Origin of the sequence: Hyphomicrobium sp. GJ21 (assembly GCF_001006785.1) — a bacterium.
In the GTDB taxonomy this organism is placed as follows: Bacteria; Pseudomonadota; Alphaproteobacteria; order Rhizobiales; family Hyphomicrobiaceae; genus Hyphomicrobium_B.
The window spans coordinates 390987-410549 of the sequence record NZ_CDHO01000003.1 but is presented as its reverse complement, the minus strand read 5'-3'; the positions used below and the strand labels follow the sequence as shown (position 1 = coordinate 410549).

The 19563-nt window shown below is 58.7% G+C and carries 14 protein-coding genes and 1 pseudogene; 4 read left to right on the top strand and 11 right to left on the bottom strand.

What is annotated here, in order from left to right:
• Positions 1–17 precede the first annotated feature (17 nt).
• The 10 genes and pseudogenes from HYPGJ_RS10285 to HYPGJ_RS10240 all read right to left on the bottom strand — a co-directional run bounded on the left by HYPGJ_RS10285 (position 18) and on the right by HYPGJ_RS10240 (position 13401).
• Complete coding sequence (locus HYPGJ_RS10285) at positions 18–1346, bottom strand: SIR2 family anti-phage-associated protein (protein WP_083984097.1); 1329 nt, start codon at positions 1344–1346, stop codon at positions 18–20.
• Positions 1343–2548 carry a GIY-YIG nuclease family protein gene (locus HYPGJ_RS10280; protein ID WP_046847108.1) on the bottom strand — a complete coding sequence of 402 codons (1206 nt, stop codon included), beginning with the start codon at positions 2546–2548 and terminating at the stop codon, positions 1343–1345. The genes HYPGJ_RS10285 and HYPGJ_RS10280 overlap by 4 nt, the downstream gene beginning before the upstream one ends.
• Complete coding sequence (locus tag HYPGJ_RS10275; RefSeq protein WP_046847107.1) at positions 2541–4604, bottom strand: DEAD/DEAH box helicase; 2064 nt, start codon at positions 4602–4604, stop codon at positions 2541–2543. The genes HYPGJ_RS10280 and HYPGJ_RS10275 overlap by 8 nt, the downstream gene beginning before the upstream one ends.
• On the bottom strand, positions 4601–7378 hold the full coding sequence (locus HYPGJ_RS10270; protein ID WP_046847106.1) for a DNA methyltransferase: 2778 nt from the start codon (positions 7376–7378) through the stop codon (positions 4601–4603). The genes HYPGJ_RS10275 and HYPGJ_RS10270 overlap by 4 nt, the downstream gene beginning before the upstream one ends.
• Entirely contained in the window at positions 7359–7655 is a 297-nt protein-coding gene (locus tag HYPGJ_RS10265) for a HigA family addiction module antitoxin (RefSeq protein ID WP_280136161.1), read from the bottom strand. Before HYPGJ_RS10265 ends, HYPGJ_RS10270 begins: the two co-directional genes overlap by 20 nt.
• A gap of 211 nt (positions 7656–7866) precedes the next feature.
• A pseudogene (locus HYPGJ_RS19320) lies at positions 7867–8145 on the bottom strand (hypothetical protein); the annotation flags it as partial.
• A 106-nt stretch (positions 8146–8251) separates the two neighbouring features.
• A complete protein-coding gene (locus HYPGJ_RS10255; protein ID WP_046847103.1) occupies positions 8252–9262 on the bottom strand; it encodes a hypothetical protein in 1011 nt (336 codons plus the stop codon).
• Positions 9259–11796, bottom strand: a complete 2538-nt coding sequence (locus HYPGJ_RS10250) for a fimbrial biogenesis outer membrane usher protein (RefSeq protein WP_244466083.1) — start codon at positions 11794–11796, stop codon at positions 9259–9261. The genes HYPGJ_RS10255 and HYPGJ_RS10250 overlap by 4 nt, the downstream gene beginning before the upstream one ends.
• Positions 11797–11993: 197 nt before the next feature.
• On the bottom strand, positions 11994–12659 hold the full coding sequence (locus tag HYPGJ_RS10245; protein ID WP_244466082.1) for a fimbria/pilus periplasmic chaperone: 666 nt from the start codon (positions 12657–12659) through the stop codon (positions 11994–11996).
• A gap of 124 nt (positions 12660–12783) precedes the next feature.
• Entirely contained in the window at positions 12784–13401 is a 618-nt protein-coding gene (locus HYPGJ_RS10240) for a hypothetical protein (RefSeq protein WP_244466081.1), read from the bottom strand.
• A gap of 201 nt (positions 13402–13602) precedes the next feature.
• On the opposite strand from HYPGJ_RS10240, the gene HYPGJ_RS10235 reads away from it, so the two are divergent.
• Positions 13603–13794: a hypothetical protein gene (locus HYPGJ_RS10235; RefSeq protein ID WP_046847099.1), complete on the top strand. Its 192-nt coding sequence runs from the start codon at positions 13603–13605 to the stop codon at positions 13792–13794.
• Between the two features lie 303 nt (positions 13795–14097).
• On the opposite strand, the gene mscL is transcribed toward HYPGJ_RS10235, so the two are convergent.
• On the bottom strand, positions 14098–14514 hold the full coding sequence (mscL, locus tag HYPGJ_RS10230) for a large conductance mechanosensitive channel protein MscL (protein WP_046847098.1): 417 nt from the start codon (positions 14512–14514) through the stop codon (positions 14098–14100).
• Positions 14515–14824: 310 nt separating this feature from the next.
• On the opposite strand from mscL, the gene cobD reads away from it, so the two are divergent.
• The 3 genes from cobD to HYPGJ_RS10215 all read left to right on the top strand — a co-directional run bounded on the left by cobD (position 14825) and on the right by HYPGJ_RS10215 (position 19561).
• Entirely contained in the window at positions 14825–15871 is a 1047-nt protein-coding gene (gene cobD / locus HYPGJ_RS10225; protein ID WP_083984096.1) for a threonine-phosphate decarboxylase CobD, read from the top strand.
• A gap of 277 nt (positions 15872–16148) precedes the next feature.
• The gene (locus tag HYPGJ_RS10220) at positions 16149–18527 is read left to right on the top strand and encodes a TonB-dependent receptor (RefSeq protein WP_052750872.1); all 2379 of its coding nucleotides are present in this window, start codon (positions 16149–16151) and stop codon (positions 18525–18527) included.
• Positions 18527–19561 (top strand): ABC transporter substrate-binding protein, encoded by a 1035-nt coding sequence (locus HYPGJ_RS10215; RefSeq protein ID WP_052750871.1) that lies wholly within the window; start codon positions 18527–18529, stop codon positions 19559–19561. The genes HYPGJ_RS10220 and HYPGJ_RS10215 overlap by 1 nt, the downstream gene beginning before the upstream one ends.
• Positions 19562–19563 lie beyond the last annotated feature (2 nt).

The following is a 19563-nucleotide window of genomic DNA, read 5'->3' as shown; positions in this document are numbered from 1 at the left end:
GGGGCGACGAGAACTTATCAAAACAAATCCTTGAGATCGTCGCCTGGTGCGGGCGCTGCCTCGGGAGGGGCCGCACCCGCCTCCTCCTTGACCGCCACAGCGGGCTTCTTCGCCACTTGGATATTCGTTGCCTGTTTGAGTAGGGCTTCAAGCTGACGCGCGCGTTCGGACACCTCGTCCAGCATGGCTGGTTCGGGCAAGTCGTTCGCCAATGCGTCAAAAAAGCCACCCGGCCCAAAACCCCGCACCGTTACTTGGGGGAGTTGAGCCAAAAGCAGGCGCTTAAGCTGTTCGTTGGGCTTGATCGCATCGCCCGTCGCGGCAAGCGAATCATAGATGCCCAAACGGTCGATTTCGGGAAGGTAGATGATGAGTTGCAGAGTCGGATTCTGTAGCGCCGAAACAAGAAGGCGATTGATATGATCGTCCGTGAAGCCATAGCCATTGACGATGAGGCAGGCGTTCGGACGCGAGAGAAACTCGGTGAAACGGCGAATGACCTCGCCATACACGAATGCGGTGGTCTGGACGAACTTCGACGCGCCGGGGAAAATCATGAAGCCCGGCCAGTCATCAGATTCATCAGACGCGATGAATTGATCCACTAGCGGTTTCACACTGGCACTGGGCAACTCGCATACGCTGCCCGACTTGCTCGCCGTCCATGAAATCGAGCCGTGTAGCTTCCCAAGATAGAGATTGTATGTGCCGAAACGCGCTTCACCACGTGCCTGCACATTACGAAGGCCAAGATCAAAGCTGCTCGGACGAAAGGTGCGGTCATGCGTTCCTGAAAACCCGTTGACACAATGAAGGCCAAGCGCCTCCGCCGACCATTCCAGCGCAAGATCATAGTTGGTAGTGAACGCCCACGGGGCGGCCTGTCCCGGCTGACGATTCCCAGCAAGGCGCGACACAAGCCTTATGTGGCTCGATAGCTTGGGATGCAAAATCGCCTGATCCGGCTCCGACCATAGCTTTTCGTCAAGAATGGCCGCTCGTAGAACAGCCTTCCGCAAAGCGTGGCGGGCTGCTTTGAGGCCAGTAAGATCAGCGTCAACCCGTTCGCCATCCAGACAAGCGATTTCCAGCTTGTCGAGCAACAATTCGACATTGCCCTGTTCGTCATCCGCTAAAAACTTACTGTCTCGAAGGAATTGAACCTGATCGGGATATTCATTCTCTAGGAGCGCCCAGACATCGGTCATGACCATGCCGCCGACGCCTTTAGACGCACCAGCCCCAAGCAAAACACCGACATTCTCCAGCCGGATCGCGAGGGCTAGGTGAGCCAAGAACTCCTCGGACGTTAGCTGTCGGCTTCCCCGAATAGCGAAAAATGTCATGCCAAGTTCCCCATCCGCACCAGCCGCGCCGCTGCCGGGTCGTAGATATAATCCGTGATCGTGCCGTCCTTGATCCGCTCCACGGCGTCGTCCACAATGAAGCGCGGCACAAGGAACCATTCACGAGGCACTACAGGATTGCCGAAACGGTCCTTGATCTCGATGTCCAGTTGGGCGGGAGCGAATATGCGGTGGATCAGGTTTTCGAGCTTTACGCGGTTGATGTTGTAGAGCGTGTAGGTAGCGACCACCTCGACCTCGGCCATGAGGAAGGTTGGATCAAGTCTAGCATTGGCAAGACGGCGGGTAATGTCACCGCCGGTCACGCCGATCTTGTGCAGCACGTCGCGGTTGGCGGCGACAAGCGGATGGTCGGATTTGCTGCGAAGTACATAGATAGTCCCGCTCGCAATATCCTCGTCGTCGCTTTCCCCGGCGAACAGCGGGCCAGCGCTCGGCTCGGTGATGCGCCGTCCGGCCTCGTCCTTGTAGAGCGCCCGTTGTAGCGAACGGCGTAGGAGGTTGCTTTCCGTCCCGTTGGAATAAACCACGCGCAAGCGGGCATCGGTTTCGCCGTTCGGGGCACGGAAGGTTTCGCCAACTTCGGCGACATAGGCGACCTGACCGCCAAGGATGAAAAACTGTCCCTCGGTGATGTCGGCTTTCAGGAAACCGGCATCCTTCACAAACTGCCGGGTGGCGCGAACACCTGAATCAAGGTCAATCCGCACCTGCTCGAACAGGGGCTTGAACCTCTCGAAATCGGAGCATGGCTCGCGGTTGGCGATCTCCTCGGCGGCGCGTTTCTCGGCGGTGGAACGGACATGGCGTAGTTCGGTAATCTCGGAAGCGCCTGCGGCCCCCGCAAGCTCGGCCATGAGAGCGTCGGCGTCCATTTCCTCGGGTATCGCGGGCGCGGCGATTTCCGCACCGGACAAAAGCCCCTGACGGTCGAGGGGCGCTAGAAGCGAACGGCACTCCTCCAAGGTGCGAAGTCGGTCCAGACGCACGGCATAAAGCCGCTCGAATATATCGCGGTCCTCACCATGCTGCGGCGCGCGACCATTTTCATCGGTGAACCGCTGGATTTCCTCGAACCCGGCGATGATGCGTTCCTCGCGGGGGCCGCGCCCTACTTTCTTTTCCGGCTGGGCGAAGTCGGCCAGCTCGTCGCGCAGTCCGTCAAGGTCAAGGTCACTCATAGCGGCCCTCATCCTTGAACCGCACGAAAGCGGCGGCACCCTCGGCCATGCGCTTCTCCCATGCGTCGGTCGAACTGATAGACGGAAGCCGTCCGCGCTCCTTCTTGAACTGGACTGCCCGAACGGCAAGCTGCTTGGCTTCTTCCGGGGTGAGGCTGGTGCGGCGGGCGGAAATGGCGGCGGCGACTTGTTTCAGGCTTTCCTCGCTCATGGTCTTGGCGAGGATGGCATAGGCTTCCTGAAACGGATTGATCCGGTCGATCAGGTCAATGTCGAGTTCGCGCACGTCCATTGCGAATTTGCGCACGCCGTCGATCAGCGCCGTGTTCGCGCCCGGCTCGTCGCCGGAACCGTCGTCGCCAAGGGCGATCTTCTTGGCCTGCTGGGTGAGATTGAGGGCCGCGATGGCGTGCTGGCGCACGGCCTCTTGGTCCTCCTCGTCCAGCTCGGGATATTTGTCCTTGATGATCTTGCCCAAACGAAGCTGGGTCAGTTCCTCTGGAACAAGCTCCTCATCGAACAGGCCGCGCTCGATAGAAGGCTTGTCCTGCACGAAGCTGGCGATCACCTCGTTCAAATCCTCGCGGCAGATGCGGGCGGCCTCGGGGGTTTTGGGCTCGGCAAGACCCTTGATCTCGATCTGGAAGACGCCGCGCTCCTCGTTGAAGCCGACATTGCACCTGTCCGGCTGATAGCCACCGTCGCCGTAGTCAAAGCCGGGTTCGGCGGTGCTGGTCGCGGGATTCTTCGGCTTGAACTCGAAGCGGGGCGCAAGCACCTGCTCCATGAGCAAGCTGGCGGCGATGGCCTTCAAGGTGTCGTTGACAGCCTCCGTCACGGCGGATTCCGCCGCATCAGGTTCGGCGATCAGGTTGGTAAAGCGGGCGCGGGTCTTGCCCGGCGCGTCGCGGGTGGCGCGACCGATGATCTGCACGATCTCGGTCAGGCTGGACCGATAGCCGACGGTCAGCGCGTGTTCGCACCAAATCCAGTCGAAGCCTTCCTTCGCCATGCCGAGCGCGATGATAATGTCCACATGATCGCGGTTGTTCTTCTGCGCGGGATCTTTGAGCGCGGCGGACACACGATCCCGCTTGGCTGCATCATCGTCCACAAGGTCGGCAATGCGAAGGACGCGGCCTTCCGGCGTCTTGACCAGTTGGAAGCCGGTGGCCGGGTCGATGCCCTGCCATTCGCCAAGCTCCTCGATGATGTGTTCGACTTCCTTGATCTTCTGCCCGGTGCTTTCCCGCGAATTGACATTGGGGATGTGGATGATGGTTTTCTCGGCTGGGTCCAGCACTGCAAGGATGTCGTCGGAATAAGCGCCGGAGTAGAAGAAATAGCCGATGTCGAGAGATTTCAGATACTCATAGCCGTTTAGCTGCTCGTAATAGGTGTAGGTGACGGTATCGAAATTGGCCTCGTCCTGCGGAGCAAGGACGGCTTCGGCATCGCCCCGGAAATAGCTGCCGGTCATGGCGACGATATGCACCTTGTTCCGGGCGATGAACTGGCCCAGGTGCAGGCCCAGCTTGTTGTCCGGGTTCGCCGAAACATGGTGAAACTCATCAACGGCGATCAGCCGGTTGTCGAACGCCTCCGTGCCGAACCTGTCCACCGCGAAGCGGAAGGTGGCATGGGTGCAGACCAGCACCTTGTCATCGCTCTCAAGGAAGGCCCCGACGCTGTTGACCTTGCCGCCGTCCTCACCCGGCGCGTTGCAGAGATTCCATTTAGGGGTCACGGTCCAGTCGGCCCAAAAGCCGAACTTGGTCAGTGGCTCGTCGGCGAAGCTGGAGCCGATACTTTTCTCCGGCACTACGATGATGGTCTGTTTCAGCCCTTGGTTCGCCAGCTTGTCGAGCGCGATGAACATGAGGGCACGGCTCTTGCCGGACGCCGGAGGCGACTTGATAAGAAGATATTGCTCGCCGCGCTTTTCATAAGCGCGTTCCTGCATCGGCCTCATGCCAAGCGCATTGGCCTTGTTGGTGCTGCCATTGCGGGCATAGGACACCGAGACGGAGGGAACTGATTTCTTTTCGATAGTCATGCTGTTGCCCCCGCCTTCCGTTTCTTCGCTGTTCCCGCCGATGCGGTCATCTTGGTATAAAGATCAAACAGCTTCTCAAGCCGCTCGGTATCGTTGCGGAATCGTCGTCCGATATAGATGCGCTCCAGCACCTCATCGTTGCGCTCATGTGCCTCCCGTAAATCGGCGGGCATCTTCTCCGGGTCGTAAAGGTCGGCGATGGTCGCCGGGAAATGTGCCTCTCGCGCCAATAAAATGTCCTCGGCGCAATGGGTTAGGTCGGTCTTCATCTTGTCGGTTAGCGGCGGAACCGGGAAAGTATTCCAGCCGAGCGTGTTGGAATAGCGGTAACGAGTTTCCAACTTACCGCAGACCGTCGCAATCCAGACAAGGTGCAGACGTGAAGCGATAAGAGATAGATTCCAAAGCGGGGCATCGTAAAGAGCGAAGGCAAGGTTAGATACAATAGTCCCACGCGGCAAATAGCCAACGGGTAGATATGCTCTGGACTCGGATGAAACGCTCGGAACGATAATGACAGTCTCGTCACCCTTCTGACGCACCTCGCCGAATCTGAAGGGCACACTGCTAAGTTTCGCTGTTGTAGCCCGACTGCTCGTAGCGCGTTGCTTTCTCACCGCCTCGAAGCGATTATGAAGCCAAGGATTGCTTGAAGCACTGTCGTATTCGGCAACGTTTATCCAGACACATCGGCGCTCAATGCCGTTGATGAACTCTTGAGAGCCGAGGAAGGAGCGCAAAAATGCCGGATTAACGCCAGCACCGATGGCGGCCGCGGCCTCTTGAACAGATAGCAACAGGTGTCCGCCATCGTTCGGCATATTGCCAAAGGTCATCTCATGCTGGTTGCTCAATGGGCGAGAGAGTTGCCCTACTGCTACGCTCGGCCCCGGCACAAGATAGGCGTTGATATTGTCGGCAGTTCTAACCGTTGTGCCATTGCCGCTCGCGTCGGAAAACAAGAGACGGTCTCGCCCAACGTGGTTGGAAATTCCAACAATGACGACAGTTACACCGGCATTGTAGCTGGCAAGGTTTGCCCATTTGAATGATGTATGGGCGAATGCGATTTCATGCCCGGTTGCGAGTATCAGCGACCATAGGGTTTCCACTTGTCGGCCTTGACAGATGGAATTTGTAGACACGAACGCTGCAACGCTAGTGGTTTTGGTGCCATAGTCTGCGGCCTTCATGAACCAGCCCGCCACATAATCGAGCGATTTCCAGTTCGTCGTGCGCCCGTCAAAGATGACTTTTAGGTCGGACTTCTGTTCATCGTCCTGCCACTGGCTGCCCTTATATGGGGGATTCCCACAGATATAGGTTTCGCCGCCCTCGTTCTCGAAGTCGATCTGGGCTTGATCCAGCGGCGTATGAAACAGGTCTTCGGCCTGATACTTCACGCCGGTCCCGGTGGGAGGGCAGATACTCAGCCAGTCCAACCGCAGGGCATTGCCGCAAGTGATCCAGTTCTGAGCATCGAGCGGCAGAAAATCCTGTAGAGCGTCTTTCTGGCCCCGATAGAGCACGTCACACTGATACTCAGCGATAATTAGCGCCAGACGGGCGATCTCGGCGGGGAAGTCACGAAGCTCGATGCCCCGGAAGTTGGTCAGCGGAATATCCGATTTCCACCCTTCCTCGCCTCGACGTTCATTGACGACGGCCTCAATGGCCCGCATCTCCTTGTAGGCGATAACAAGGAAGTTGCCACTGCCGCAGGCGGGATCGAAAACCCGGATGCGGGCCATGCGGTTGCGGAGATTGAGGAGCTTGCGGGGATTATCGCCTGCTTCCTCCAGCTTCTCGCGCAAATCATCCAAAAAGAGCGGATTCAGAACCTTCAGGATGTTGGGGACGGATGTGTAGTGCATCCCCAAGGCCCCGCGCTCATCGTCGTCGGCGACGGCCTGAATCATGGACCCGAAAATATCCGGGTTAATCTTCCGCCAATCGAGACTGCCGATGTGGAGCAGATAGGTTCGCGCGATCTTGCTGAAACGCGGCACGTCCAGACTGCCCGAAAACAGCCCGCCGTTGACATAAGGAAACACGTCGGCCCAGCGGGATAACGCGGCGCTCGCCCGGTCCTTGATCGGCGTGTTCATGGCGCGGAAAATCTCGCCGATCACCTCATGGGTGTTCGCTGAATTCCGTGCGCTCATCTGGTCGATGGTGGCGGTGAACAGGCCGGTGCCGTTGAAGATGTCGGTATCCTCCGCGAAGAAGCAGAAGATCAGCCGCGCCATGAAATGGTTCATGTCCGGGCGACGCGCCGCGCTACCCCAATCGGGATTGTCGTTTAGCAGTTCGACATAGAGCTTGTTGAGACGGCTTGTGGCGCGGATGTCGAATGAACTATCCCGCACTTGTTTGACGGTGGTGATCCCGGCAAGAGGCAAGAAAAATCCGAAATGGTTCGGGAAATCGGCATAGGCGCACGCAACGGTTTCGCCGGTTTCGAGGTCTTCGGCCTCGAAGGTGATGCCATCGGTAGAGAGGATGAACTTGGCCTTGCCGCGCGTCGTGGCCGGGCTGGCTCGTAGCGCGGCAAGCTTTTCCGTCACGCTACCAGCGTCGGCGGTGGCAATATGGATGTTGTTGGTCTGAAGAACGCCGCCCACGTCGGACTTGTTCGATGCGCCCGAACGCAGCCGCTTGATGGTCGTGGCCTTGTTGCCGAAGGCTTCGAGGAAAGCGAACGGGAACTCTGTCGCGTCGAACGGCTGCTCGGCGAGCGCGGATATGGCCTCTTCAATCTCGACGGCGTTCATGCGTTCCTCCGCTTTCCGTGGTCGATGCACGGAAAGGCTCGACCTTGATCTTCTTGGCCCGGCGCATGACCTCGGCCAACTCGTAATCGAGCTGCCGCATCAGCCACTCGCGGGCAGGTGTGCCGAACGCCTTTTCCAGCCGCACGGCCATCTCCGGCGAGATGCCAGACCGGGCGTTCAGCAGATTGCTGAGAGTCTGTCGATCCACCCCAAGAACCCGAGCGGCGTCGGTGACGCTCAATCCGTTCTTTTCAAGGCAATCCTGCCGGACTGTCATTCCTGGGTGCATCGTCAGTGATTCTCACCAAGCCTTCGTGAAAGGAACGCTATAGTGATAATCGACACTCGACAACTTGATTCATGTCGGTTGCCGTAATGATCCACGGTGGCGAGACGCGATCTAGCGATGCAGGATCGACCGGAACGCCGAAGGTGTGTCAGAGTTAAGCGGAAATCATAGGACTATAGCGTAAATGTAGTGATCATCACTATCGGTCGCGGCCCGCCATGACCATTTGATATACAAGAACTTTCTGGCACATTTCTCTTTCAGTCCACAAACAGGTCCACAATTCACCGTCTCCTCCGATCGCCACACCAACTGGGCGGCCGCGCGCGCTTCCATTGGCATCGAGAAATCCGGTCAGCACGTCTTCCGGATCGCCGGACGGCATTCCATTGGCAAACAGGATAAAGTTGACTTTGTAGCCGCTCGGCGTGCTGCGGTCCCATGAGCCATGCTGGCCAATGGGCATGCCGGAAGCGAACCGCGACGGTAACGATTTGCCCGCCGTATTATCATCGACCAACCGCCACTGCGGGTTAGGTCGCTCGACGCCGAGCACAATAATCGGAACTCAATACAAAGACGCTCTATTGCGGTGTGATCGTGATCCGCAGAGTATCCGCATAGTTGCCGGCGGCGAGCGGCTGGGCGTTGACTTGCGGCGTGATCGTTACCCCAAGGATTCCCGTTGGCGACGCGCCTGACGTCGGCGATACGGCGCCGGACTCGATGCCGGTTGCTCCCGGCGAGGTGGCCGTATTGAGAGATGCTGCCGCGCCGGAGAACGACGCCGATGCGGAATAATTGATAAGCCTTTGCAGCCCCCCGCCGGAGCCGCCCGTCGTAACCGCGCCATTGTCCGACGTCAGCTGCACGTTGGCCGGCGAATTGCAGAACACGTTCGAGTAGGAACGATTGATCGGCGCAGTATTGACGTTGCCGCTCGCGGTGATGGGGATGATCGCCGTATCTGTTGCCGGGGTATTGACGCCGCCGATCGTACAGGACTTCAGAACCGTTCCCGTTACGGTGAAGCCCTGAGTCGAAACTCGCCCCTGCAGGATGCCGGCGAGCGTGCTTGTGAAAATGTCGATTGTAATATTGTCGAGGTAGCTTCCCGCTTGTTGTGTGACGCTCGGCTGAGCCTGCGCCCATACCGTGACGTTGATGTTGAAATTATCAATTGAAAGAATCGCTGCGGGAAAAGTGAACATCAATGCATTTGCCGAGCTTGGAACGCCGCCGCCCGTATAAAGCAAAGATTTGCCGCCGTTGCTTGAATCTCTCAGCTGATAGGGCATCGTTGCTGTACCGCCTCCAGAGATCAGCATTGATGCGGGCAACGACGAGCGGTTGAAGGAAATCGCCGCGGCGCATCCGCCGGCGAGATCGCCCAACGCGGCAATGAACGTTCCTTTGACGTTGATGACGACCGGCTGCGCGGACGGCGTGGATCCCGGTGCGAACGTCCCGGTATTTGCTGTCAGCGGCGTAGCGGATGCCGATAGAATTGCGCAAAGGGCATTGGCTGGTTGGGCGTGCGAGCACCCAAACAGCAGGACCAGAAAAAGCACCATCTGATATTGTCTGATCATCATGGCGCGTCCACCGGGTGCAGGATGCCGGCTTTGAACAGGCCGTCGACGGTCTCCGGAATGTTCAGTATGAAGCGCGTCGGAGTGCCGTCCGTCTCCATTTCGATTATCCATCGCCCTGGGGCCAATCCTTCGACGCCGAACCGTCCGGACGCATTCGTAAAAACGGTGGCGGTTCTGTCGGGGTGATCGACCTGATAGGCGGTGCCGGTTAGCAGACTGATCGGTGCGCCGGCGCGAGATTGCAGCGTGCCGTATGCGGAGACGGAGTACGATGATCCGACTTCCAACGCATAGCCGCCTTTCATCGGCGCGAACGTGTCGAATGTTGCCGCGCCTAAGCTGTAGCCGACAGGTATATCTGCCACATCGACGGGAATGTTTGATGGCGCATAGGCGGGTAAGTTCGTAACGACGGCCGGGCCCCATCCATCAGCAATCGCGCGAACGTCGTCGGGGTTGCCGACAACGACTGTTTTGTCTGCGATGCTTTCATGTGGGTAGACGAGCGCAAAGGCATCTCCCGTTATCGGAGCGCCGATCGCAAAGTGGCCGTCGGCAAATGCGAGCGATGTTCCCACTTGCAGCGATGTTCGCTGTTGGCCGGGCTGCACACGGAAATCCGATATGGAAACGCCGTCGAAGCCGGAGTTGTGAATAAGTCGAACCTGCGCGCGATTACCGTAATAGCCGACCACGCCATTCACGGATGCTCGCTCATCGAAGGCGTTTTGCTGAACGTTGACGCTCGTGTCCCAGCGTCCAATACCGTTGCCCGCAGAACGATAAGCGGACAAGTCCGATTGCTGGTTCAATGTGTCATAGCCGACGCTGACATTCGTCGCCGCATCGGGTCTTCCGAACAAGCGGACGGCAGCGCGAAATTCGGTGCCGCTCGGCGCGCGCGGAGAAATGCCCGTGAGATAGGATTCATTTGAGACGCCAAGCGTCAGGCTTCCCGACCAGTCTGCATTCAAGGGTCGAGAAAGCGTGAGATCGAGGCCGTAGCGATTATCCGAGGCGAACAATGCGCTAGCGAAATCCTCGTCGTTGGCGACCTGGTAACGTCCGGACACCGATGCGGTCGTTTGATATCCGATGGGGGCCGAGTACGTTGCGGCCAAGTTCAGCCAATAGTTCCACTGCGGGTAGATAATGCCGGTGAGCGCAGCATCGATATCGCCCGCGGTTTGAAAGCGGCGGCTTCTGTATTCGGCTGAAAGATGGAAGCTCTCGGCGTTGTCCTGCGTCAGGCCGCGAAAATTTAATACCGTCCAATCTACCCCAGCCGCAAAGCCGGAGCCCGCATCTCCTACTGATGCGGCGCCTCGAACGCCGGCAAGTCCAGACGCAAAGTCGGTCAAAACTCCGGCTCCGGCCATGATGACGTGCGTGTCGGCCTGAATGTCGGCCTCGCCTGCCAGGGTGTCTCGCAACCCATAACGATAAAAGGCGCTCGCCATATAGGAATCGGAGAGGTACTCGCGCGACTCGTCGCGCAGATACGACGGCACGCCCGCGGTGATGCCCCATTCGCTCGCGCCGGCAGCAAGAAGATTCGTATCGAAGAATGACGTGAAGGAAACGTGCTGCTCACGCCCGACATCGTCGATGATGACGATGTCCACGTTGTTGGCTCCTGTGACCAGCGGCAAGTCGCGAATGTTGTAAGTTCCAGGGCGCAGCTGGATGCGTCGTTGCGTGATGCCGTTGATGCGGATTTCGACGTCGGAAGGCCTGTTGACCACAAACGTTCCGCCGCCGGTCGGCGCGAACGTATCGCCGGGGCTCAGCTTACGGCCCGATTTTTCAACCGAGACGCCGAGCAGGCTAGGCGTATTCTGAAAGCTCGTTCCCAGAGGCTCGACATCGCCGGCTTCCATGCGAATGCGGTCCTCCGGCATATCGTAGACGAGGCGAGACATGTACCGCTTGATGCCCGGAGTATGCGTATACGCGCAGACCGCAGCCGTCGGGCAAACGTTGATGTCGACGTCTCCGGCGAGAACACCCGCATTCTCGAAGACAAAATTTCCGGCTCGGACGGCGGAGTCGAACTCGAGGCGGCCGCTCGTCTCTTCGGCGAAATTTTCTCCGGCTGACCGCATTGCCCATTGATGATCGACGCTGGCGAAAAGATTGACGTATCCGGACAGTTTTGCCGGAGATGCCAAGACGGAACTCGGCGGAGCTTGGCGGTTGCCCGAAAGCGAAAGGTCCGATGTCGCGCGCTGCTCGGGCGCAACGCTCAGAATGAGTTCCTGCGCCGCCCGGTCAAATCGAAGCCCGATTTCGGCAGACGCCAAAGCGGCGATCGGAAGGAACGTCGCGTCGCCATCGATCGCCGCCAAGCTCTTGCGAGCTGAAGGCCCCAAGCTCGCTTCTATCAGCCGGATAATTCCCGTACGGCTGACCAGAATTGAATCGTCGGCATTGATGCGGATCGCAACATCGCCGAGATCGCGGTCTCCATCTTTCACTGGGACGTCCATGCCGATCGGCTTGCCCGTGGTATTTAACTTAGAGGAGACCGGCACCTGGTACTCGATGCCAGCAGCGATAGCTGTGCCGTTTGGCAGGCCGGCGAAAGCTGCAATCAGAGCTTGAAGTGCAAATATCGTGTAACGCGCTTGAGGCGTTCGCCTTGCCGAGTCCGGAGACAACATGTCGGCGCGAGACTGAAACAGATAATGGTCGCTTCTGCACCGTGCCATCGTAGACAAAGCACGTCGCCTTAAGGCTTGGCGTTAAACTGAATGCTAGCACTCACGGACTTGACGTCCGGCGGCACGACGACAGGCAGAACGAAGCGCCGCCGATGGCCCGGCTGAACAAGCCCGATGCCGATGCTCTGCCCGAGCTCACCGCTTGCGATGGTCTCTGACCAGCTGCCGTCCGAGACTCGCACCGTTGCGCGAGGAAACAGCGCGTGAACGTTGCTCGGATTGAATACGGTCAAAACGGGACGTCGCCGACCGCGCGCGTCCGTCGTTATGTCAGTCTTAGCAACTTCGAGCGCGGCTTGACCGCGGGGCGGAGCGACGTTGACCATCACCCCCATGCCAAAGACGACCTGCACAGCACTGGTCTTCTTCGTCATCTTCACGGGGATCTGGTTGACGTAAATAAGAAACGTCCTGCTGGCCTCGATCAGTGGATCGCCGAGCCACTGAATGCGAAAATTCTGCGTTGCTCCGGGTGGGATCATCGCCTGCGGCGGCATGATCAGAAATTCGTCGTCGGCAGCCGTGGTTTTTGGAACGCCGCTCTCGTCGAGTGTCGCGAGCTTGGCAACGAGTTCGACGGCAAGCGGCGCGACGCTATTGTTGACAACGGTGATTGCTCCGCGGCTGGTCCGTCCCGCCGACGTCATCTCGATTTGCGTAGGCGTCACCGTCATTGCAAAGGCATCGCGCGGTGTAAGTAAATCCCAGCAAAGCAGAGCGAGCAAAACCGTTCGAAGAAGCGGCATGACATGCCTCACCGAGTAAAAATGCGTTGAAAAAAATGTGTCTCGGACGCGGTTACTGCGGTGTCAGCAGGACGAAAAGCGAATCCGCATAATAGCCGCCGATCAGCGGCTGAATGTTAGCTTCCGGCGTAATTGTAACATCGAGCTGGCCCGAGCCGGCCGCCACAGGTTTAGCCGAGCCGGTCTCCTGGCCGGCCGCCGTGGCGATCGTGGCCGTATCTAGTGTTGCGGTTTGGCCATTCCAGGTTGCCGAAGCCTGATAGTCAATGATGCTTGCGAAACCGCTCGCTGTCGCTCCGGTTTTGACGGCGCCCTGGTCGGATCGGAGCTGAAGCGTAGAAGGCGTATTGCAAATAACATTGAGATAAGGCGCATTCGTGGGCGTTACGGGAGCGACGATAACATCGCCGGACGCGTCAATACCGATCGTCGCCGTGTCGACGCCGCTCGAGGTGCCGTTGATCGTGCATGACTTTGGCACCGTCGCAGATATCTGAATTTCCTGTTGCGCCGCTTGCGCGAACGCGCTGCTGCTGCAGGCAAAGCTGCCCAGCAATCCCAAGATCGCAGTCGTTCTTTTTGTCATGGCTTGTAATCCGCATTCGCTGAGACAACGCTCGCACACGGAATTCACGCCATTCAGGTTTCCTCCTTTGCCTAAAAAAATCATTAAGAATATCTCGCAACGGTACGAGTCTGACGCAATGCGTAGCAGGTAATTTTGCGTGTTGATTTCCCCTCGATAGAATTCGTTTCCCTCTAATGAGTGTCAGCAAATTCGATAATGAAACTTTGGATCGAGGACGACCTCGCACCTACATGGGTTTCTCTTGTGCGTAGGTTGCCCTCGAACGTTTCAACCGAGGGCCAAATGGGTATTGAAGATCTCGTCAACCTTGCGGTTCTCGCGCTCGTCATCGGCGTTTGCACGCCGTTCAAGGGCATGCGCAAGCTCTACGAAGCAGAACGTCTGGCCGTGAAGGTTCGGTGCGAGCTCGCAGATTGCGAACAGGCGCGCCGCGAGCTTCAGCTGCAGCCATCCGACAGGATCGAAATCCGTTAACAGCGCCCAATGCCCGCTGTACCTAAATTCGGCCCCCTAAGCACAAAGCCCTGGCTATTCACTCTGACCTTGTGAATTTCAAACCATGTGATTTCACGAACGTATCAGACGAACTCGTTCGCGTGATCCTTACTGATTGGAAGGAGTTGCTGTCCCGTATCTATTTCCTTACACAGGGTCCGCCCTGAGTTTCCTTTCGCGCGCGATGCCGTATCCCAAAAAGGATGTTGCCCGCTTCGGAAGAGCCGGAAAGTGATGGTGGCGGACACCGGTTCGGGTCCGCCATTTTGATAGCTTTGCCGACTATTTTCTTGCGAGCAGATCGCGGATGTCGGTCAAGATTTTCAACTCCGCGCTGGGTTCTGCAGGCTTTTCGACCGCCTTTTCTTTTCTCGTCAGCCTGTTCATCGCCTGGATGACCATGAACAGCACCGCCGCGATGATGAGGAAATTCAGAAGTGCGGTGATGAATGCGCCGTAGCCGAGAACGGCTCCTTCCTTCTTGGCATCCGCATAGGCAACGCCGGTGTGCACCTTGTCGGACAGCGGCAGATAGTAGTTCGAGAAGTCGAGGCCGCCGGTCACTGCGCCGATGATCGGCATAATCAAGTCGGCCACGAGCGACGATACGATTGCGCCGAACGCAACGCCAATGACGACGCCGACAGCGAGGTCGACGACATTTCCGCGAAGCACGAATTTCTTGAATTCCTCAAGCATGACATGCCGTTCCTTTGTCCACGAGAAGATCAGCGAAATAAATCATGAAGCCGGCTGAAGCCGCAACAAGCAGAACTTTGGCGTAATCGCGCCGCGAGTGGCCAATAACCTCAGAAAATGCAAAACTTCCCTGTTGCGGCCATCTGAACGCTCAAAGACGTAGGCCGATCCCTACGATGTTCTCTGATTGGACTGGGTCTGTCCGTCTGCAGTCGTGGCTGGCCGCGCGTGCTTATCAAGGGGCTAAGCGCGGCTTATACGGGGGACGTGGCCACCATCCACAAGGCCGACCGATACGAGTTCGAGGTTCATGACCATTCCCGGCGCAGCGAAGTTGTTTTCTGCCGTTCAAGAGGGCGGACATCAGGATGTCGAAACGCACGGCGGCGACATCGATGCCATCGCCAAAAAGTATCCGAGCGCGCCGCAGCCGTGGATCGATCTCTCGACGGGCATCAATCCGTTTGCGTATCCGATCCCGCCGTTGTCCGCTGAGCTTTGGTCGCGGCTTCCGTTGCGCGAGGAAGATCACGAGCTTCGGCGCATTGCTGGGCAGCGCTATGGCACATTCGATCTCGAGCGGATCGTGGCTGCGCCGGGCACGCAAGCGCTCATCCAGATCGTTCCACGCCTTATCGCGCCGTCCGAGGTTGCGATTGTCGGCCCGACCTATCGCGAGCACGCGCGCTGCTGGCAAAGACTTGGGCATTCTGTCCGCGTTATCGCGGATCTGGATGAGATCGGCGATGCGAAAGCCGTCGTCGTGGTCAACCCGAACAATCCAACGGGACGCCATTATGAGCCAAGTCGATTGCTCGCGCTTGCGGAGGATATGGCGCGCCGTCAAGGTCTGCTTGTCGTTGACGAAGCGTTTGCTGACCTGCTCGGAGCCGAGCAAAGTCTGGTTCCGCTGCAGCCGCCATCCAGCATTATTCTGAGATCGTTCGGGAAGACCTATGGGCTCGCAGGAGTGCGTCTCGGATTTGCGATTGCGGAGCGGCGCATAGCGGAAGTTTTGCGATCATGGCTCGGTCCGTGGGCTGTGTCGGGTCCGGCGATCGCGATCGGGTGTCGCGCACTCGAGGATTCCGTGTGGCTCATGCAAACGCGTGATCGTCTGGCAAATTCGGCCGAGCAACTAGATAGGATGCTGGCGGCTGCCGGCGGACGCATCGCGGGTGCGACGCCTCTGTTCCATTTGGTGGATCATCCGCAGGCGGAAAACATTGCGCATCGGCTGGCGCTGGCGGGGATTCACGTGCGTCAATTCCCCGATCATCGAACCTGGTTGCGTTTTGGCATTCCGAGCGAGACGATGTTGCCGCGTCTCGAAGCCGCTCTCGCCGGACACGCTTAACGTAAGCGCGCTCTCGTTCGTCAGTGTGCGACGGGATCCGGCCGACCGGCATCGTTTTTTATAAGCATTCTTAGTCTGGATCGATCGGCGGCCCGCGTATTGGAGGTCGACCGCGTTTCTATCGTCATGCGATTCTGTGCCGGATTAAGCCGGCGATGTCGTCGGCGTGCCTTTCGGGCAACAGAAGTTATTCCGTGGCCGTCTATTTGATACGGCGCAAATGCACCTTCTCAAAGTTTATTAATTAGGTACACAAATAACGAGGAGAGTGTGAGCGATGGCGCGAGCAATTCGAGCGGCCCGGCGCGGTGAGTTGATCGTCACTAAACCCGAATTTGCACCGGGTTCTATTGAACGTGTGAAGCTCAACGAGGTGCGGGCGAGTCTCGCTGTTCTGGCCATTTTCGCGTTGCTTCCAAATCCGGCCTCGGCTCAGTCCGCGGCGCCGGGTGCAACTGTGGATTTGCCGCCGATCGTGGTAACGACGACGCAGAAGGCGCCGCAGGCGAAGACGAAGAAGAAGGCCGCGACCAAGAAATCGGCGGGCCCGTCTCAGGCGGAGGCGGCTGCTGATCCCGAATTAATCTCGGGCGGCGATGAAACGCAGAGCGGGCTCACCGCTACAGAGCAGGCAACGAAGAGGCTCGAAAAAATTCCCGGCGGTACCGATGTCGTTGGGCGCCAGGACATGCCGGTTGGCGTCAACGCGTCGCTTCAGCAGGCGCTGGCCTATGTTCCGGGCGTCGTCGTGCAGAGCTTTTTCGGCAGCAACGACCAGCCGCGGCTTCAAATTCGCGGGTCGGGACTGCAGCAGAACCCCTCGGAACGTGGCACGCTCGTGCTTCAGGATGGCCTGCCCATCAACCGCGCCGATGGCTCCTATATCGTCGGCTTTGCCGATCCGAAGAGTGCGGAGTTCATCGAAATTTATCGCGGCTACACGGCGAACCGGCTCGGGGCGACAGTGCTTGGCGGCGCGATCAACTTCGTCTCGCCGACGGGCGTTACGTCGCCCGGCGCTGAGGTCAGCGTCGAGGGCGGGAGCTTCGGTCATTTCGCGACCAGCGCGGCGGCCGGGGCGCAGCAAGGTAATGTCGACGCGCACGCGAGCGTCAGCTTTGCGCAGCGCGATGGCTATCGCGAGCACAATGAATCGGAACGGACCAACGTCAACATCAATGTCGGCGCCCGCGTAAACGAGAACATCAATACGCGACTCTTCTTCGGCTACACCGATCTCGGGTTCGATGTCGTCGGGCCGATCTCGCGCGCGATGATGGAGAAAGACCCGACACAGATTTGCTTCGGGCCGCCAAGCTGCACCGGGCCGAACGTGAAACGCGACGATCCGCGGCGCGATGCCGATCAGTTCCGCATCGGGTCGAGGACGTCCGCACGTTATGGTGCAAACCTGTTCGACGTAGCGCTCGGCTACACGTACACCGACGATAGTTTCCGTTTCCCGATTTCCGGCGGCGTTCGCGATACGGATGGCGGCGATTTCACGACCGTCTTGCGTTATGCGTATGCGCCAGATGCCAGCCGTGCGCTGCCTCTGTTCGAGATCACCGGGCAGTATGCGATCGGCAGCGCCGATCGGCATTATTACCTTAATAATCGCGGAAAGAAGGGCGCGCTGGTTGGAGACAACGAGTTCGATTCCAGCACGCTTTCGATCAACGCCGGATTCAATATTCCGCTGACTGACCGCCTGACGCTGTCACCCTCCGTCGCCTACTCGTATGCGACGCGGGATAATGACGACCTGTATACCGACCCGACGCGTCCCTACATGATGTTTTCGGGGGCGAACGTCGTGACCGGGACGCGCCCGTTCGTCGATACGAGTTATGACCGCTCCTATTCCGGATGGAGCCCCAGCGTCGCGCTCAGCTACGAACTCACACGCGATCAGTCCGTGTTCGTGGCGGCAAGCCGCAGCTTCGAGCCGCCGACGCAGGATGACCTGATCGCGACGATCAACGGCAATCCGAATGGCAGCGCAGGCGCGACCGGGGCGGCCGTCTTCGCAACGCCCGATCTCAAGGCGCAGACGGCAACCACGCTCGAGGGCGGATGGAAGGGTCGCAACGGCCTTTTGGCCTGGTCAGCGATTGCGTACTACTCGTGGGTTCACGATGAACTCGTCAACCTGCGTGATGCTTCCGGTGTTGCGCTCGGCGCGGTCAACGCCGATCGTACGACGCATTTTGGCGTGGAAATCGGCGGCGCCGTCGACGTCACGAGAGATATCAACGTGCGGCTCGCCTACACGTATCAGGATTTCCGCTTCGACGATGACGTGCTGTATGGCGATAACCGCCTCGCGGGTGCGCCCAATCATGTCGTGAACGCGGCGCTGCGCTACACGCTGACACCTGGCTTCTGGGTCGAGAGCGAAGTCAACTGGGTGCCGGGCTGGACACCTGTCGATAACGCCAACCTGCTCTTCAATAATCCGTACGTCGTCGTCAATCTGCGCTCGCAGTATGCGCTCAACGACAATCTCAGCCTTTACGGCGAAGTGTTGAACGTGTTCGACGAGACTTATGCGTCGGCGACATTGATCGTTGAGCAGGCTCCCAATCCCGCCCAAGCTGTTTTCCTCCCTGGAGATGGCCGGGCATTCATCGGTGGCATGAAGGCAAGGTTCTAATGATCGAAAAGGCTGATTTAGGCCGATCGAATTCTGGTTTCGTATCTCGTCGCAGCGCATTGATGGGCGGCGTGTCGGTTCTCGGCACGTCCGCCCTTTCGGCGTCGATATTCGGGCGTGCGGCGCAAGCCTCGCCGCTTGCGAGTCTCGAAATCTGGGGGCCGCCCGCCGGTCCTTCGATCGTCGTGCTGCATGCGATTGCGACCGGACGGCTCGATGCCGCCGTACGGAAGCCATCGTTGCGCGTGTGGCGTCAGGTCGATGAGGTTCGGGCCGGGCTTACGTCAAAGAGTTTCGACGTCGGCATCGTGCCGGTTCCGGTCGCCGCAAATCTTTACAATCGCGGTCTCGGTGTGCGCCTCGTCAATGTCATGACGAACGGCATCCTGTACATCATGTCCTCTGATCCGGCGTTGACGACGTTCGAGTCGCTCAAGGGGCGTAAACTTGCGGTGCTGTTTCCAAATGAAATGCCAAGCCTGCTGCTCGAGCGGCTGTTTCGGCATGCGGGCATCGATGCGGCAAAAGATATCACGCTTGTTCCGACGGCGACGCCGCTGGAAGCGATGCAGCTCCTCGTTTTCGGGCGCGTCGATGCTGCGCTCATTCCGGAGCCTGCCGCGTCGGCCGCCGTCGTCAAGGGCAGCGTGGCCGGCAAGACGATCCATCGGACCATCGATCTCCAAGTTGAGTGGGGCAAGATGACGGGCGAGCACAAAACCGTGCCGCAGGCGGGCCTCATTGTCACCGATCGTTTTCGGGATGCTAACGCAGGCATTGTCGAAGCTATGCAAGAGGGGTTGTCGGCGGCTGCAGCCGACGTCAATGCGCACCCGGCGCGGGCTGCGAACAACGCCGCAGGCGCTTTGCAGATGCCGTGGCCGGTCATCGAGAAATCGATTCCATACTGCAATCTCGTGGCGAGGCCTTCGCGGCAAGAACGGCCCGCAATCGAGGCTGTGCTCAAGGCAATGGCGGACGTCAATCCGGGATACATCGGCGGCCGTTTGCCTGATGCCGCCTTCTACCTGTGAGG

Excerpts from the sequence above, each read along its gene's own strand:
- HYPGJ_RS10285 (WP_083984097.1), bottom strand. The coding sequence starts at position 1,346 with ATGACATTTTTCGCTATTCGGGGAAGCCGACAGCTAACGTCCGAGGAG.
- HYPGJ_RS10235 (WP_046847099.1), top strand. The coding sequence starts at position 13,603 with ATGGGTATTGAAGATCTCGTCAACCTTGCGGTTCTCGCGCTCGTCATC.
- HYPGJ_RS10245 (WP_244466082.1), bottom strand. The coding sequence starts at position 12,659 with ATGACGGTGACGCCTACGCAAATCGAGATGACGTCGGCGGGACGGACC.
- HYPGJ_RS10215 (WP_052750871.1), top strand. The coding sequence starts at position 18,527 with ATGATCGAAAAGGCTGATTTAGGCCGATCGAATTCTGGTTTCGTATCT.
- HYPGJ_RS10240 (WP_244466081.1), bottom strand. The coding sequence starts at position 13,401 with ATGATTTTTTTAGGCAAAGGAGGAAACCTGAATGGCGTGAATTCCGTG.
- HYPGJ_RS10270 (WP_046847106.1), bottom strand. The coding sequence starts at position 7,378 with ATGAACGCCGTCGAGATTGAAGAGGCCATATCCGCGCTCGCCGAGCAG.
- mscL (WP_046847098.1), bottom strand. The coding sequence starts at position 14,514 with ATGCTTGAGGAATTCAAGAAATTCGTGCTTCGCGGAAATGTCGTCGAC.
- HYPGJ_RS10265 (WP_280136161.1), bottom strand. The coding sequence starts at position 7,655 with ATGACAGTCCGGCAGGATTGCCTTGAAAAGAACGGATTGAGCGTCACC.
- cobD (WP_083984096.1), top strand. The coding sequence starts at position 14,825 with ATGACCATTCCCGGCGCAGCGAAGTTGTTTTCTGCCGTTCAAGAGGGC.
- HYPGJ_RS10255 (WP_046847103.1), bottom strand. The coding sequence starts at position 9,262 with ATGATGATCAGACAATATCAGATGGTGCTTTTTCTGGTCCTGCTGTTT.
- HYPGJ_RS10220 (WP_052750872.1), top strand. The coding sequence starts at position 16,149 with ATGGCGCGAGCAATTCGAGCGGCCCGGCGCGGTGAGTTGATCGTCACT.
- HYPGJ_RS10280 (WP_046847108.1), bottom strand. The coding sequence starts at position 2,548 with ATGAGTGACCTTGACCTTGACGGACTGCGCGACGAGCTGGCCGACTTC.
- HYPGJ_RS10275 (WP_046847107.1), bottom strand. The coding sequence starts at position 4,604 with ATGACTATCGAAAAGAAATCAGTTCCCTCCGTCTCGGTGTCCTATGCC.